Source organism: Rhizobium sp. CG4 (assembly GCF_023701965.1).
Taxonomy (GTDB): domain Bacteria; phylum Pseudomonadota; class Alphaproteobacteria; order Rhizobiales; family Rhizobiaceae; genus Agrobacterium.
On sequence record NZ_JABAEG010000003.1, the window covers coordinates 216,569 to 232,692 of the forward strand.

At 55.4% G+C, this 16,124-nt stretch carries 15 protein-coding genes; 6 read left to right on the forward strand and 9 right to left on the reverse strand.

All coding sequences use genetic code 11. The features are described 5' to 3' along the window. Window position 1 precedes the first annotated feature (1 nt). The 5 genes from HGO37_RS11280 to HGO37_RS11300 form a co-directional block, all read right to left on the reverse strand. Window positions 2-1,009 carry an ABC transporter permease gene (locus HGO37_RS11280; RefSeq protein ID WP_250983399.1) on the reverse strand — a complete coding sequence of 336 codons (1,008 nt, stop codon included), beginning with the start codon at window positions 1,007-1,009 and terminating at the stop codon, window positions 2-4. Further along, window positions 1,006-2,007: an ABC transporter permease gene (locus tag HGO37_RS11285; protein ID WP_250983400.1), complete on the reverse strand. Its 1,002-nt coding sequence runs from the start codon at window positions 2,005-2,007 to the stop codon at window positions 1,006-1,008. The genes HGO37_RS11280 and HGO37_RS11285 overlap by 4 nt, the downstream gene beginning before the upstream one ends. A 10-nt stretch (window positions 2,008-2,017) precedes the next feature. Continuing rightward, window positions 2,018-3,547: a sugar ABC transporter ATP-binding protein gene (locus HGO37_RS11290; protein WP_250983696.1), complete on the reverse strand. Its 1,530-nt coding sequence runs from the start codon at window positions 3,545-3,547 to the stop codon at window positions 2,018-2,020. A 208-nt stretch (window positions 3,548-3,755) separates the two neighbouring features. After that, window positions 3,756-4,778, reverse strand: coding sequence for a rhamnose ABC transporter substrate-binding protein (gene rhaS, locus HGO37_RS11295; protein WP_192486777.1), 1,023 nt, complete (start codon window positions 4,776-4,778; stop codon window positions 3,756-3,758). A 46-nt stretch (window positions 4,779-4,824) separates the two neighbouring features. Beyond that, entirely contained in the window at window positions 4,825-5,655 is an 831-nt protein-coding gene (locus tag HGO37_RS11300) for a DeoR/GlpR family DNA-binding transcription regulator (protein ID WP_192486778.1), read from the reverse strand. A 198-nt stretch (window positions 5,656-5,853) separates the two neighbouring features. On the opposite strand from HGO37_RS11300, the gene HGO37_RS11305 reads away from it, so the two are divergent. Then, a complete protein-coding gene (locus HGO37_RS11305) occupies window positions 5,854-7,950 on the forward strand; it encodes a bifunctional rhamnulose-1-phosphate aldolase/short-chain dehydrogenase (RefSeq protein WP_250983401.1) in 2,097 nt (698 codons plus the stop codon). A 47-nt stretch (window positions 7,951-7,997) separates the two neighbouring features. Here the strand turns inward: HGO37_RS11305 and HGO37_RS11310 are convergent, their stop codons facing one another. Then, a complete protein-coding gene (locus tag HGO37_RS11310) occupies window positions 7,998-8,156 on the reverse strand; it encodes a YqaE/Pmp3 family membrane protein (RefSeq protein ID WP_148146741.1) in 159 nt (52 codons plus the stop codon). 82 nt (window positions 8,157-8,238) lie between these two features. Between HGO37_RS11310 and rhaI the strand changes: the two genes are divergently transcribed. Further along, window positions 8,239-9,531 carry an L-rhamnose catabolism isomerase gene (gene rhaI, locus HGO37_RS11315; RefSeq protein WP_250983402.1) on the forward strand — a complete coding sequence of 431 codons (1,293 nt, stop codon included), beginning with the start codon at window positions 8,239-8,241 and terminating at the stop codon, window positions 9,529-9,531. Between the two features lie 66 nt (window positions 9,532-9,597). Here rhaI and HGO37_RS11320 read toward each other — a convergent pair whose 3' ends face one another. Continuing rightward, window positions 9,598-10,368 carry a DeoR/GlpR family DNA-binding transcription regulator gene (locus tag HGO37_RS11320; protein WP_250983403.1) on the reverse strand — a complete coding sequence of 257 codons (771 nt, stop codon included), beginning with the start codon at window positions 10,366-10,368 and terminating at the stop codon, window positions 9,598-9,600. A 65-nt stretch (window positions 10,369-10,433) separates the two neighbouring features. Between HGO37_RS11320 and HGO37_RS11325 the strand changes: the two genes are divergently transcribed. Then, window positions 10,434-11,027: an NUDIX domain-containing protein gene (locus HGO37_RS11325; protein WP_250983404.1), complete on the forward strand. Its 594-nt coding sequence runs from the start codon at window positions 10,434-10,436 to the stop codon at window positions 11,025-11,027. An 88-nt stretch (window positions 11,028-11,115) separates the two neighbouring features. Here HGO37_RS11325 and HGO37_RS11330 read toward each other — a convergent pair whose 3' ends face one another. Then, window positions 11,116-11,637, reverse strand: coding sequence for a GcrA family cell cycle regulator (locus tag HGO37_RS11330; protein WP_192486783.1), 522 nt, complete (start codon window positions 11,635-11,637; stop codon window positions 11,116-11,118). Between the two features lie 440 nt (window positions 11,638-12,077). On the opposite strand from HGO37_RS11330, the gene HGO37_RS11335 reads away from it, so the two are divergent. The 3 genes from HGO37_RS11335 (at window position 12,078) to HGO37_RS11345 (ending at window position 15,647) form a co-directional block, all read left to right on the forward strand. Beyond that, entirely contained in the window at window positions 12,078-13,277 is a 1,200-nt protein-coding gene (locus HGO37_RS11335; protein WP_250983405.1) for an aspartate aminotransferase family protein, read from the forward strand. A 52-nt stretch (window positions 13,278-13,329) separates the two neighbouring features. Continuing rightward, window positions 13,330-14,247, forward strand: a complete 918-nt coding sequence (argF, locus tag HGO37_RS11340; protein WP_192486785.1) for an ornithine carbamoyltransferase — start codon at window positions 13,330-13,332, stop codon at window positions 14,245-14,247. 395 nt (window positions 14,248-14,642) lie between these two features. Beyond that, on the forward strand, window positions 14,643-15,647 hold the full coding sequence (locus HGO37_RS11345) for an Hsp33 family molecular chaperone (protein WP_250983406.1): 1,005 nt from the start codon (window positions 14,643-14,645) through the stop codon (window positions 15,645-15,647). Window positions 15,648-15,715: 68 nt separating this feature from the next. On the opposite strand, the gene apaG is transcribed toward HGO37_RS11345, so the two are convergent. Further along, on the reverse strand, window positions 15,716-16,108 hold the full coding sequence (apaG, locus tag HGO37_RS11350; RefSeq protein WP_192486787.1) for a Co2+/Mg2+ efflux facilitator ApaG/CorD: 393 nt from the start codon (window positions 16,106-16,108) through the stop codon (window positions 15,716-15,718). Window positions 16,109-16,124: the final 16 nt, after the last annotated feature.

Below are 16,124 nucleotides of genomic sequence, written 5' to 3' on the forward strand. Positions count from 1 at the left end.
GTTACCTCATGGTCCGAATGCGGCGAACGATGATCGGAAGGGCAATGGTGCTGATCAAAAGCAAACCGACGAAGATCGACATGACAATGCCAGGCACGTTCAAAAGCCCAAGCCCGAATGTCACAAGGCCCATCACGAAGGCCGCAATAACGACGCCGCCGATCGTGCCGGAGCCGCCGAGAATGGAAACACCGCCAAGCACCACCATTGTGACCACTTCCAGCTCCCAACCTTGTGCAATCGAAGGACGGGTGGACCCGAGGCGGGATGTCAGACATACGGCAGCAATGCCACTCATCAATCCGGTCAACAGAAACAGGATGAATTTCACGCGCTCGACCGGGATGCCGGAAAAGCGGGCGGCGAAGGGGTTGGTGCCGATGACGAAGACCTGGCGACCGAAATTCGTGGCGTGCAGAAGGATGGCGAAAATGACAGCCATCACGATGAACAAAACGAATTCGAAGGAAATCACCCAGAACACGTAACCCTGTCCGAAATAGGCGAAATCTGCCGGGTATTTGCCATAAGCCTGGTCACCCAGCACCATGTAGGAAATACCACGAAACAGGCTCATCGTGCCGATGGTGACAACGATGGAAGGCAGTTTCAGTCCGGCTACCAGAAAGCCGTTGAAGGCGCCACAGATAAGGCCCGTGCCAATGCCAATGGCAACCAGGCCCGGCGTGCCGACGCCCATTTGCACTGCATAACCCATCGCTGTGGAGGCGAGTGCAATGATGGCGGCAACCGAAAGATCGATCTCACCTGCAATGATCAATAACGCCATCGCAAAGGCAATCATCGCCTTTTCGGTGAAGTTGAAGGTGGCGTCCGACAGGTTCCAGGCATCAAGGAAATAGGGCGATGCAAAGGAGTTGGCGATGAAGATCAGGATCGCCACACCCAGCAGCAGTACTTCCCAACTGGCCATGATGCGCTTGAAAGGTGTGCCGAGCTTGTCCGGGATAACGCGAGCAGGTGTGTTTTCTGTTTGCGAGACACTCATGCCGCAGCCTCCTTAGCTGTATCTTTTGCGGCCTGGTCCCGCAGGATAATGCGGCCCTTCTTGGCTTCGGCGCGGGCATTGAAAACAACCGCAAGGACAATAACGATGCCGGAAATCGCCATTTGGGCGAAAGGAGAAATGCCAATCACCGGCAGGGCATTTTTGATGACGCCAAGAAACAAGGCACCAAGGACCGCGCCGGCCACCGACCCAATACCCCCGGCAATCGAAATGCCGCCAATCACGTTCGCGGCGACGCTGTCGAGTTCAAAACCGGCGGCGATATCGACATAAGCGACGGCATAACGCGAAACCCAGAGATAACCGGCGAGGCCAGCCAGCGCGCCGGATAACACGAAGGCCAGGAACCGCGTCCGCCCGACATCGATACCCGCGTAGATTGCGGCGTTGGGGTTGCCGCCCGATGCATAGGCAGAGCGGCCAAACGAGGTGCGTGTCAGAACCAGCCATGCTCCGGCGATAATAAACACCGCAATCCAGGACAGGACCGGAACACCAAGGATCGGCAGGCGCGGAATATTGAGGAAACTCGGCGACATCTGGTGTGCATTGACCCAGCCACCACCCGACAGCACAAAGGCCATGCCGCGATAGATGGTGAGTGTACCCAGTGTCACAACGATCGGTGGAATGCGCAGCGCCCAGACGAGAAAGCCGTTGATACCGCCAAGACACGCGCCAATACCAACAGCCATGGCAATGAGCAGCGGCAATGGCACACCGGGAAAAGCTGCATTGGTCATCGCCACGGCCATGCCGGTAAATGCAAGATTTGCGGCGACGGACAGATCGATTGATTTCGTCAGGATCACGCCCATCTGGCCAAGCGCCAGAATGATGAGAATGGACGTGTCGTTGAAGATATTGACGAGATTGGCCGGTTTTTCAAAACCGGGAGCGCGCATCGAAAAGCCAATGATCATCAGGATGATGATGCCGGCCAGCAAAATTTCGCGGTTTTTTAAAAGTCGCTGCATCGTCAATTTCCTAGATATTGCCAGTTGCGGCGCGCACCAGCGCTTCCGGCGAAAATTCGGCACGCTCAAACATGCCGGCCATCAGGCCTTCACGCATCACCAGCGCGCGATCGGACATCCCAAGAATTTCCGGCAGTTCCGATGAGATCATGATGATGGACAGGCCTTCTGCGGCCAGTTCGCTGATGAAACCGTGCACGGCGGCTTTGGAGCCGATATCGATACCCTTGGTCGGTTCATCAAGAATGATCACTTTGGGCTGTGTTGCCAGCCATTTGCCAATAACAACCTTCTGCTGGTTGCCGCCGGACAGCGTGCCAACCGGAACTGAAAGCGCCGCGGCACGCAGATCAAGTCGCGTGGCATATTTGCGCGCCAGCGCGAACTCGTTGGCCGCTGCCAGAAAACCCTTGCGGGACGTGCGCGCCAAAGAAGGTAGCGACATGTTCTGATAAATAGGCATGTCGAGCGCCAGACCGTGGCGCCCACGTTCCTCTGGAACATAAACGATGCCAGCACCAATCGCGTCGCCGGGAGAATGTATCTGGATATCCTGGCCGTTGAGCGACAAGGTGCCGGACGCCGGTCTGGTGATACCAAACAGCGATTGGCAGAGTTCAGAACGTCCTGCACCGATCAAGCCGTAAAGGCCAAGAATTTCACCCTTGCGCAGATCGAAGGAAATGTCGCGAAACTCCGTCGTGTGGCAGTAGTTTTTGACCGACAGCACAGTGGCGCCAATATTGACGGCCTGTTTGGGGAACGCATCCTTGACGTCACGACCTACCATCAGGCGAACTATGTTTTCCTGTGGTGTGTCGGCAAGCTGGCCAGCGCCTACCATTTTACCGTCGCGGAACACCGCGTAATTTTCGGCAATTTCATACACTTCATCAAACTTGTGGCTGATGAACAGGATCGCCTTGCCTTGCCTTTTCAGGTTTTCAACGATGCGAAACAGATCGTCAATTTCCTTGCGGGACAGTGCGGCGGTCGGCTCATCCATAATGACGATGCGTGCTTCGACCGACAGCGCACGGGCAATCGCCACCAGATGGCGCTGGGCAATGGACAGGTCTTTCAGCCGGATCGAAGGGTCGATGGTGCTCTCAAGCTTTTCGAGCAAAACACGCGCACGGTTGTTGATGGTTTTCCAGTCGATCAGGCCAAAACGGCCTTTCGGTGCGTGCCCGAGAAAGATGTTTTCGCCAACGGAAAGTTCGTCAAACAGCACGGTTTCCTGATGGATGGCTGTGACGCCCATATCGATGGCATCCTGCGCACTTTGAAATTGCACGGGTTGACCGTCGAGCAGGATTTCCCCTTCATTAGGCCGGTAAATGCCGGTCAGAATTTTCACCAGCGTCGATTTTCCAGCGCCGTTCTCACCGATCAAGGCGGTGACCTTGCCGGGATAAAGTGCGATATTGACACCATCCAGCGCTTTTACGCCGGGAAAGATCTGGCTGATGCCGCGCATCTCCAGAATGGGCGATTGGCTGGCGGAAGCCAACATGTCTGGTGCAGTGGGTTCAGCCATTTTTTCAATTGCCATGGTCATTGTCACGAATCCGGGTGCTCATGATTGAGCAGAAAGCGCACCTCACACCCGACGTCACTCTTCAGGCTGGATCCGGGGATCCAACCGCGTTGACGAAGTCGATCCATCTCAGATGGCGATGACGTTGAGTATGCAGTTGCGGTCTAAGGTCCCGACGGCTTTCGCCGCCGGGATATGCTGTCGCAGATTAGAAAATCTTCGAGAACTCATCGATGTTTGAAGAGTTGTAAATGAACGGTTCCGACATTGCGGCTTCGCTATTTTCGCCAACCTTGATCTTGCCCATGCGGCCGGCTTCGATTTCCGAGCCCGGCTTGCCGTCTGCGTCACCCTTGACGAGGTGATAGGCAATCTGTGTTGCGGAGTAACCGAGATCGATCGGGTTCCAGATCGCAAATTCCTTGGTGGCGCCAGACTTGATCGCGCCGGCCATTTCGGACGGAAGGCCAAGGCCGGTTACGTAAACCTGGCCGATCTTGCCGGCATCCTTGACGGCCTGCGAGGCTGCGAGAACGCCAACGGTGGTCGGTGCCACGATAACCTTCACATTTGGCTGCGAGGTCAACAGGCCCTGTGCTTCACGGTAGCTCTTGTCGGCAAGGTCATCGCCATAAACCGTTGTGACGAGGTTGAGGCCTGGGAAGTCACCCAGCTGCTTCTTCATTTCCTCGATCCAGATATTCTGGTTCGTGGATGTTGTGGTAGCGGACAGAATGGCGAAGTCGCCCTTGCCACCTTCAAGGTGGGCTGCTGCCAGCTGCAGGCACATCTTGCCAATCAGCGCGTTGGAAGACGGGTTCAGCTGAAGAATACGGCCTTCCGGTGCGACACCGCTGTCCCAGGAGATAACCTTAATGCCGCGCTGCGCAGCTTTCTTCAGGGCTGGAACGACAGCGTCCGGGTCGTTTGCAGAGATCGCGATGGCGTCAACGCCCTGTGCGATCAGTGAATTGATCACTTCGATCTGGCCTTCTGCCGTGGTCGAGGTTGGGCCGGTATAGATGATTTCAACGCCGCCAAGTTCCTTGGCCGCTTCCTGCGCACCCTTGTTGGCAGCTTCAAAGAAACCGTTGCCGAGCGATTTAACGACGAGCGCGATCTTCATGTCGGCAGCCTGTGCCGTCGTGCTCAAACCGGCTCCGATGCCGGCGACGCCCATGGCGACACCCAGCATCAAGGCGCGGGACAATGTTCTGCGTGTAAGTTTCATGCCTTTTCCTCCCAGTTGAAAACTTGAACCCTCCCGTCAGCGCTCCTCAAGCAACCGACGTGGAACCTCTTTTATCGGGCGGCACATCGGCCACCGCGCTCGCCGATGCACCGGCGACAATCAGTTTTATGCCCGCATCCTCCACCATGCGTGCCGCGTCGTCGGGCACGCCTTCGTCGGTAATGATGGTGGAGACATTTTCCAGCGGACAGAGAATGAGACTGGAGCGTTTGCGGAACTTGCTGGAATCGATCATCACGATCAATTCTTCCGCCTGCCGCATCAGCTTCTGTTCACTTTGAATAACCAGCGCGTCCGATTCCATGATGCCGAGTGCGCCAACACCCTGTGCACCGATGAAGATACGGCGTGCGTAAAAATTGCGGATTGCATCATTGTCAAACGGCGAAAGGATCAGGCTCTGGTCGCGGTAGATCGCGCCGCCGGGAACGCTGACATTGCACTTGGAATGTTTGACGAGATGTTCAGCGATCGCAAATGAATTCGTCATGACCTGAAGGCGACGCGCCGACATGTAATGCACCATCTGGAATGTCGTTGTACCGCCATTGATGATGATTGCATCGCCATCGTCGCACAAATCGACAGCTTTGCGCGCAATTGCGCGTTTTTTATCGATGTTGACTGATTCGGAAACGCGGAACGGTCGCGCGGCCAGATTTCCCAACTGTGGCGGGTGAACAGCTTCGGCTCCACCGCGCACTCGGCGCAACTTACCTTGCACATGAAGGGACGCAATATCCCTACGGATCGTTGCTTCGGAAGCATCCGTCAGTTCGGCAATATCCTGCACCGTCACCACAGGCTTTTCCTGTATGGCGCTCAAGATAATGCGATGGCGTTCGCTTTCGTGCATTGGGGTCCTCCTGATTGGCAATTATTCGCAAACTCTTTACGTTGTCAATCAAGATCGATCAAATTAATCAATGGTGCGTCGCACAATGAAAAATTATGATCGTTTTTGATTGACATCGCGGTTTTGATTGCGCGATATCTGCACACAACGGGAGGCGGACCGTGTTTGGTTCGCGAACGAAACACTAGGGAGGAAGACATGACGGGCCAAACCCGCCTTCTCGAAAATCGCTGGGATGATGCTTACGCCGCAAAACTCGATGAGCCCGGCAAGCTTCTGTACCGCTCCAACCTGTTGGGCGGTGACAAGCGTATTACCAATTATGGTGGCGGCAATACGTCCGCCAAGGTGCTGGAAACTGATCCTCTAACCGGCGAAAAAGTTCGTGTCATGTGGGTGAAGGGATCTGGCGGTGACGTCGGTACTATCAAGCTCGATGGCTTTGCCACCCTTTACATGGACAAACTTGAAGCGTTGAAGGGTATCTACAAGGGTGTGGAAGACGAAGACCGCATGGTCGGCTTCCTTCCGCATTGCACGTTCAACCTCAATCCGCGTGCTGCCTCCATCGACACGCCTTTGCATGGTTTTGTGCCGTTCGATCATGTCGATCACATGCACCCCGATGCCATCATTGCGATTGCTGCGGCGAAGAATTCCAAAGAACTGACACAGCAGATTTTTGGTGCGGACATTGGCTGGCTTCCATGGCGCCGTCCTGGCTTCCAGCTTGGTCTCGACCTTGAAGCTTTCGTCAAGGCAAACCCGACTGCAAAGGGCGTTGTGCTGGAAAGCCACGGCCTGTTCACCTGGGATAACGATGCCAAGACGTGCTATGAGCTGACTCTGGCCATCATCAACAAGGCCATTGAATGGTTTGCTGCCCAGACAGAAGGCAAGACAATCTTTGGTGGGGCCGTTGCAAAAAGCCTGGCCGTTGAAGAACGTCGCGCCATTGCCGCCCGTCTTATGCCGGAAATCCGTGGCCGTATCGGCCGTGATGAGCGCAAGCTCGGTCATTTCGATGATCAGGATGCTGTTCTCGAATTCGTCAATTCGCAAAGCCTCAAGCCACTCGGCGCCTTGGGCACGTCCTGCCCGGATCACTTCCTGCGCACCAAAATTCGCCCGCTCATTCTGGATCTCGATACGTCAAATCCTGACGTCGATGGTTTGCTGACCGGCCTGGACAAGGCACTCGAAGACTACCGCGCCGATTACACGCGTTATTACGAGACCTGCAAACACGACAATTCACCCAAAATGCGTGACCCGAACCCGGTCATTTTCCTGATTCCAGGCGTCGGCATGTTCTCCTTTGCCAAGGACAAGGCAACGGCACGTATCGCCGGTGAATTCTACGTGAATGCCATCAATGTGATGCGCGGCGCCTCGACGGTTTCCGAATATCAAGGACTACCGGAGCAGGAAGCGTTCGATATCGAATACTGGCTGCTCGAAGAAGCAAAACTTCAGCGCATGCCAAAACCAAAGAGCCTTGCCGGCAAGGTGGCCTTCGTCACCGGCGGTGCTGGCGGCATCGGCCGTGCGACGGCAGAGCGGCTTGCAGGTGAGGGCGCCTGCGTTGTGCTGGCGGATATTGATGAGACAGCTCTTGCCAGTGCAAAGGGTGATTTTGAAAAACGTTTCGGCGCAGATACCGTGCGTAGCGTCAAACTTGACGTGACGAAGGAAGACGGCGTGATTGCGTCGTTTATCGAAGCCAGCGTTGAATTTGGTGGCGTCGATATTCTGGTGTCCAATGCCGGTATTGCCTCATCCGCACCGGTTGAAGAAACCACGCTTGCCATGTGGAGCAAGAATATCGACATTCTGGCGACCGGTTATTTCCTCGTGTCGCGGGAAGCGTTCAAACTGTTCCGTCGACAGAATATCGGTGGCAACATCGTATTCGTCGCCTCCAAGAACGGTCTTGCCTCGTCACCGAATGCGTCCGCTTATTGCACGGCCAAGGCCGCTGAAATCCATCTGGCCCGTTGCCTTGCACTTGAGGGTGCAGATGCTGGCATCCGCGTTAACACGGTCAACCCGGATGCGGTTCTGCGCGGTTCAAAAATCTGGAATGGCGAATGGCGTGAACAGCGTGCGGCTTCCTCTAAGATCGAGGTCACGGATCTGGAAGAGCATTACCGCAAGCGCTCGATGCTGAAGCTGAATGTGTTCCCGGAAGATATTGCGGAAGCGATTTACTTCCTGGCTTCGGATGCTTCGGCAAAATCGACCGGCAATATCATCAATGTCGATGCCGGAAATGCACAAAGCTTCACCCGCTAGTACAAAACGCTTTCACCCTCGGTCCCTTAAGGCCGGGGGTGATGTCGCTACTTTCGCAGGATAACCCAGATGGCATGGATAATGCCGGGCACATATCCACATAACGTGAGAAGAATATTTAGCCAGAAATGCAAGCCAATGCCGACCTGCAAGAACACGCCGACCGGCGGCAGGATGATGGCGAGAAGAATGCGAATAACGTCCACGATTAAACCTTTGGTTTTTGAAATATCCGGACTGTTGAAACGCGATTGACGGCTATTGGTTCAATAGGCCGGGGAGGAAAAGATGACAGATACGAAAATTGCTGCTGATGTGATCGAGGCGGAAAATGCCAAACACGCTGCGGCATTGAAGGACGATTATGCAGCCCTTGGTGCCCAGCTGGCACGCCGTGGTGTTGACATCGAAAACGTCACGAAAAAGGTGTCGGAGTTTTTTGTCGCCGTCCCTTCTTGGGGTGTTGGCACCGGCGGCACCCGTTTTGCCCGTTTTCCGGGACAGGGTGAACCACGCGGCATTTTCGACAAGTTGGATGACTGCTCGGTGATCAATGAACTGACCCGTGCTACGCCGAATGTCTCGCTGCATATTCCGTGGGACAAGGAAGACCCAAAGCGCCTCAAAGCTCACGCTGATGCATTGGGTCTTGGTTTCGATGCCATGAATTCGAATACTTTCTCGGATGCGCCGGATCAGGCCCACTCCTACAAATACGGCTCGCTCAGCCACACCGATGCGGCGACCCGCCAGCAGGCCGTCGATCACAACATCGAATGTATCGAAATCGGCAACGCGCTAGGCTCCAAGGCGCTGACAGTCTGGGTTGGTGATGGCTCGAACTTCCCCGGCCAGAGCAATTTCACCAAGAGTTTCGAGCGTTATCTCAGCGGTATGGCGGATATCTACAAGGCGCTGCCGGATGACTGGCGCATCTTCTCCGAGCACAAGATGTATGAGCCGGCCTTCTATTCCACCGTCGTGCAGGACTGGGGTACCAACTACCTCATCGCCAACACGCTCGGCGAAAAAGCCTATTGCCTTGTGGACCTTGGTCACCATGCGCCCAACACCAATATCGAGATGATTGTCGCCCGACTTATCCAGTTCGGTAAACTCGGCGGCTTCCATTTCAACGACAGCAAATACGGTGACGACGATCTTGATGCGGGCTCCATTGAGCCGTACCGTCTGTTCCTGGTGTTCAATGAATTGGTGGATGCAGACTATCGCGGCGTGAAGGGTTTCCACCCCGCTCACATGATCGACCAGTCGCACAACGTCACGGACCCCATTGAAAGCCTGATTTCCAGCGCCAACGAAATTCGTCGCGCCTATGCACAGGCATTGCTGGTCGACCGCAAGGCATTGGAAGGGTATCAGCAGGACAATGATGCGCTGATGGCATCTCATGCATTGAAGCGTGCTTATCGCACTGATGTCGAGCCTATCCTGGCGGAAGCCCGCCGCCGTGCCGGTGGTGCGATTGATCCGGTTTCGACCTATCGTGCCAGTGGTTACCGCGCAAAAATTGCCGCTGAACGGCCGGCCTCCAAGGCCGGAAGCGGTGGCATTATCTAAAAATAACAGACCATGAATTGACCCAAGGCAGTCTCTAACGGATTGCCTTGGGCCTATCAGCGCTCGTTACGTCGCCATTTCATCAGCGCGGATTACCCGGCATCCACGATGCTCCAAGCCAGTGAGCGTGGCTTTTTCGGCTTTGGCCGTGGCGATAATCCCATCGATATTCTTGAGTTCGGTGATCTCGAAGGCGGAGACTGCGCCAATTTTCTCGGATGAGGCGAGGATATAGGCGGCGCCAGATATCGAGATAATGAACCGTTTGACCTCCGCCTCCTCGCTGTCGCCCGTCGTGATGCCCTGATCCGGGTGCAAGCCGGTGGCGCCAATAAAACAGATGTCGGGGCGATAACGCGATAACCACGCCAGAGTGGCCGCGCCGACCGTGACCACAGAATGTCGGAAAAGCCGGCCACCAACAATCTCTACGGTGATGTTGTTATGGTTCATCAGTTCCAGCGCAACATTCAGGCTGTGCGTGATGACTGTCGCCCGCAAATCCGGTGCAAGGTTCCGGGCAATGTGCAGGGCCGTGGTGCCGCCATCCAGAAACACCAGTTGGCCCGGCTCGATCATCCTTGCCGCATGTCTGCCAATTTCTGCCTTCTCATCATTGGCAATCGTCACACGATTTGCAAAAGGCGCGACCGCTGGAGAAAGCGGCACCGCGCCGCCATGCACGCGTTTTAACTGCCCATCTTTTGCCAGCTCGCGCAAATCTCTGCGGATCGTGTCCTCGGACACGCCCATCGCTTTGCTTGCATCCGTTGCAACCACGCTACCTGTCTGCGCCAGCAGACGCAGCAAATGGGCTTTTCGCTCTTGTACCAACATTCAATTCAATCCTTGACTCTGCACGAGTTTGCACGAAAATACACGAATTGAAAAGAGGTGACGTTATGAGTGATAGTATTTTTCGGCCGATATCAGAGCGCGTTCTGGCGAGTGATTGGGGGCGATTGACCAAATATGAATATCAACTTCGGCTGAGGGACGGCAGTTGGCAACGCCAGCAACGGGAAGCCTATGATCGTGGCAATGGCGCAACCTGCCTGTTGTATAATCCGGCAACTGGGTCTGTTTTGCTGACCCGCCAGTTTCGCCTGCCTGTTTTTCTGAATGGCGGTTTGGAGACGCTGATCGAAGCGCCTGCTGGCCTGCTTGAGGGAGCCGAACCGGCAGTGCGAATGCGCGAAGAATTGATCGAGGAGACCGGTTATGACGTGTCGGCGCTCACCCACCTGTTTGATGTCTATATGAGCCCCGGCTCTGTCACAGAATATCTGGCGTTTTTTATTGGCGAATATTCAGAAAAGCAGAAGGTCGGTGATGGTGGCGGGTCCGCAGACGAGGGCGAAGACATCGATGTTATGCAAGTGAGCTTGTCGAACGCCATGACGATGATTTCCAGCGGTGAAATTCGCGATGCCAAGACAATCATTCTGTTGCAGCATCTGGCAATCCGTCTTCTGCAGGAAGAGCGTGTCGCCTGAGGAAGGGTTGGCTTCGCCGCTTAAATGCGGGAAACGTAGACAACAAAAAGGCCGCATTAGCGGCCTTTTCGGTGACTTGGATATTTGATCAGGCCCGGCGACGTTCGCTGACAGGCTGGTAAGCCATCTTTGCGTGGAACTTGCAGTAAGGCGAAGAATCCTGGGAGTCGCAACCACAGAAGTGGAAGTCTTCCGCCATTGGATCGCCAACTGGCCACTTGCAGGTGCGTTCGGTCAATTCCGTCAGGCTAAGGCGACGCGAAATTGGAACAACAACGTTGCTGGCTGGTGCAAACTCGAGAACTTCACCGCTTTCGACTTCAATCTCTTCCTTGATGAGATTGGCGCCGGAAGCGCGGGTTACCGTGCGGGTAACAACGCGCGAAGCGTAGTTCGGAGCGCGCGGAGCAGATGTCGTGCGCTTGGTTTGGGTGCGGGCGGAGGTTGCTGTGCCGCCAGCCTTTGCGCGGCCCGGCAGGCTAAGGCGGTGAACCTTGCCAATAACAGCGTTACGACTTACGCCGCCGAGCTGAGTGGCAATCTGGCTCGCACTCAGTCCTTCGGACCACAGTTTCTTGAGTTTTTCGACGCGTTCGTCTGTCCAGTTCATGCCGCTCTCCGCTGTTCGCGTGTTGTAGGCAGAATCCGTCACCCTTGCCGCGGCAAGCCGCGAACACGCCCTAACAGGTATTTTGTGGTGACTAGTTCCGCCGCTTGCAGTCTAGTAATTGCCTATTAACCTAGTGTGAGGCTGACTCCGTGACAAGAGTCGAGGGAATCATCGCGAATCGATTTTCCGGTTTTCCCCAACTTGCTGCGAAAATGCGGCGGTCCTGAAGCGTCGCCGAAAGAATTATCTGCGGTTGAACGGGATCTAAAAATACCGGAAAGTACCGGAAAACGCTGACTTTTGTTGACAGCGCAGGGTGAAGTGATGATAGTGCCGGTGCCGCCGCAAGGCGGCATTTTTGATTTTCAGGCGTTGGATAACCTGCCGCGCCGCTTGACAAACGATTTTAAGCGCGAGATGCGCGAAGGAGTGATACTGCCATGGCCGAAGCCGCGCCATTGTTCGATACTTTTTCCAGAGCCCCGCTTCGGTTCGAGCGAGGCGAGGGCGTATGGCTCATTACGGAGAGTGGCGAGCGATATCTCGATTTCGCGGCGGGCGTTGCAGTAAACTCGCTCGGCCATGCCCATCCTCATCTGGTGGAAGCCATCAAGGCGCAGGCAGAAAAGGTCTGGCACCTTTCCAACCTGTATGAAATTCCCGGCCAGGAAAAGCTTGCCAAGCGCCTGACCGATGCCACATTCGCCGACAAGGCATTCTTCACCAACTCCGGTGCTGAAGCGCTGGAATGCGCCATCAAAACGGCGCGCCGTTACCACTATTCCAAGGGGCATCCGGAAAAATTCCGTATCGTGACTTTTGAAGGCGCGTTCCATGGCCGTACGCTGGCCACTATCGCAGCCGGTGGACAGGCAAAATATCTCGAAGGTTTTGGCCCGAAGGTCGAAGGTTTCGATCAGGTGCCGTTTGGCGATCTTGAAGCCTTGAAGGCAGTGATCACATCGGAAACCGCAGCCCTGCTGATCGAGCCGGTGCAGGGTGAAGGCGGCATTCGTATCGTTCCACCAGAATTCATGCGCACGCTGCGTGACCTGTGTGATGAGCATGGCCTTCTGCTGATCCTTGATGAGGTCCAGACTGGCGTTGGTCGTACGGGCAAGCTTTTCGGTTACGAATGGACCGGTGTCACGCCTGATATCATGGCGGTTGCCAAGGGTATCGGTGGTGGCTTCCCGCTCGGCGCCTGCCTGGCAACGGCAGAGGCTGCCTCCGGCATGACCGCTGGTACACATGGCACGACCTATGGCGGCAATCCGCTTGCCATGGCTGTCGGCAACGCCGTGTTGGATATTGTTCTGGCTGATGGTTTCCTGGATCATGTCCGCGACATCACGCTGATATTCCGCCAGGGGTTGGCATCCTTGCAGGACCGTTTCCCAGATGTCATCGAAGAAATTCGCGGCGAAGGGCTTCTTCTCGGCATCAAGCCGAAAATGCCGTCCTCGGAACTCTTGCATGCCATGCGCACGGAACATGTTCTGGGCGTGCCGGCTGGCGACAACGTCATCCGTCTTCTTCCGCCACTGGTCGTGACGGCAGATGAGGCAAGAGAAGGGCTGCGTCGTATCGAAAACGCAGCAATCGCACTTTCGGCATCACTAAAGGCAAAAAGCGCCTGAATGGGTAAGAAGCAGGCGGCCAGGGGCAGCTTGCGGAAATAGGGTAAAAAGAATGGCATCTCCAAAGCATTTTCTGGATCTTTCGGCTGTTTCAAGCGGCGATCTGCGCTCAATCCTCGATGACGCACGAGCACGCAAAGGTGCAACGAAAGCCGGTACGGCTGACAAGCCGCTGGACGGTAAAATGCTGGCGATGATTTTCGAAAAGCCGTCCACGCGCACCCGCGTGTCGTTTGATGTCGGCATGCGCCAGCTCGGCGGCGAAACCCTGTTCCTGTCCGGCACGGAAATGCAGCTCGGCCGCGCTGAAACCATTGGCGATACCGCCAAGGTTCTGTCGCGTTACGTTGACGCCATCATGATCCGTACCACAGATCATAACCGTCTGCTGGAGCTGGCCGAGCACGCAACCGTGCCTGTCATCAACGGCCTGACAGACGACACCCACCCTTGCCAGATCATGGCGGATATCCTGACGTTCGAAGAACATCGTGGTCCGGTCAAAGGAAAAACTATCGCCTGGACTGGCGATGGCAACAACGTTCTGCATTCGCTGGTCGAAGGTTCGGCCCGTTTTGGTTACCGCATGAACATGGCGGTGCCGATGGGCTCCGAGCCGCATGACAAGTTCCTGAACTGGGCGCGCAACAATGGTGGCGACATCATGCTGTGCCATGACGCAGAGCGTGCTGTTGCAGATGCCGATTGTGTGGTGACCGATACGTGGGTGTCGATGAACCAGGAACACAAGGCACGTGGTCACAACATCTTCCAACCTTACCAGGTCAATGGCGCGTTGATGCAAAAGGCCAACAAGGAAGCACTGTTCATGCACTGCCTGCCGGCTCACCGTGGTGAAGAAGTGACCGACGAGGTTATCGACGGACCGCAGTCCGTTGTGTTTGACGAGGCGGAAAACCGCCTGCATGCCCAGAAGTCCATCATTGCATGGTGCATGGGACTTGTCTGATCACAAGGCCTGAAAGGGTCTTGATCTTTTATTGCTGACTTCCCATCTGGGTGTCTTCGAAGCGCGCAAGCTTGGCCATCTCGGCAGGACTTGCGCGTTTTACTGCATGGTTTCTCAAACTCAGTGTGGTTTTGCGGCAAAACATGCAGCTTTGAAAAGGTTCAACAGCGCTCTCAATGCGGCTTTGTTAAAAAGCAAGGCTCTGTCGTAACCTTTCCAGATGCAGCATTTTCACTCCGAAAATGCAAAAAACAACCAATTGAGCGTTTCACCGGCCGGTTTTGGCGGGAAACGTGTATGCCACGGGTGGTTTCACTTTGCGTGCCCCTGTGCAAAAACACAATGACGTCACGCGTGTCCTGTAAGTGGAGCGGGTGCTGCAAGGAGTATTTGGTATGGCAGATGTAACCGTAGAATTGGACGATCTGAAATTTGCGGGTGACGATAACGTGCTGCCGTTTCAGATTGAAGGACTGGATGTGCGCGGCCGTGCTGTGCAGGTTGGCCCTCTGCTGAACACCATTCTGCAGCGTCATGACTACCCGCCAGTAGTTGCGCGCCTGTTGGCCGAAGCAACGGTGCTGACCGCGCTGATTGGTACGTCGTTGAAATTTTCGGGCAAGTTGACCCTGCAGACCAAGGGCGACGGTCCGGTTGATCTGCTGGTTGCGGATTTCACCGCCCCTGAAAGCATGCGCGCCTATGCCCGCTTCGATCAGGAACGGCTGGATGCTGCCCTTGCCGAAGGAAAAACTAGCCCGGCGGAACTGCTGGGCACGGGTATTCTTGCCTTTACCATCGATCAGGGCATGGGCATGCAACCCTATCAGGGTATTGTGCCGATGGATGGATCGTCATTGGAAGAAATTGCTGGCACCTATTTCCGTCAGTCGGAACAATTGCCAACCCGCATCCGTCTGGGCGTTGCCGAGTTCTTCGATCGTGATGAAGACGGCAAGCCGCGGCACGGCTGGCGCGCTGGCGGCGTGCTGGCGCAGTTTCTGCCACAGGCGCCGGAACGTCTGCGCCAAAAGGATCTGCACGGTGGAGATGGCGATGAAGGCGATTTCGAAACCGATCATGATGACGCATGGACGGAAGCGGCAACACTTCTGGAAACTGTCGATACCGACGAATTGACCGATCCGCAGGTGCCTGTTGAGCGCTTGCTGTTCCGACTGTTCCATGAACGTGGTGTACGGATCTACGATCCACAGCCGGTATTTGACCGTTGCAATTGCTCGCGCGACAAGATCAAGGGCGTATTGTCCGGCTTTACCGCAGAGGAAATCCGCGACAGTGAAGAAAACGGCATGGTTTCGGTAACTTGCGAGTTCTGCTCGACAACCTACCGCTATGAAACCAGCGAGTTCGACGTTCTGGCAACTGCCAAGAACTGATCTGGCGGATGGTCGACAAGCACCACACTATCAAAGGCGGGCGTGACGAAAGTTGCGCCCGTTTTTATTTAGTTAAGGACGCGGGTCAAGCCGGGCGTATCCAGCGAGAAGGCTGGAATGGCGACATCGAAAACTTCACCGTCATCGGTTTCCATCTGGTAGTGGCCGAACATCATGCCTGAAGGCGTATCGAGCGGGCAACCGGAGGAATACTCATAGGTTTCACCGGGTTGCAGGTGTGGAACTTCGCCAACCACCCCAGGGCCGGAAACTTCGTCGACCTGACCGTTCTGGTCGGTAATGTGCCAATAACGGTGGGTCAGGCGCACGGCTGCATGGGAGTTATTGGCAATGACAATCTTGTAGCCCCAGACGTAGCGACTATCGTCCGGATCCGACTGTTCTTCAAGATAATAAGGGTCGACAGCAACTTCGATCCCATTTGTCGTTGCACGATACATACGCGCTACCTTTAAT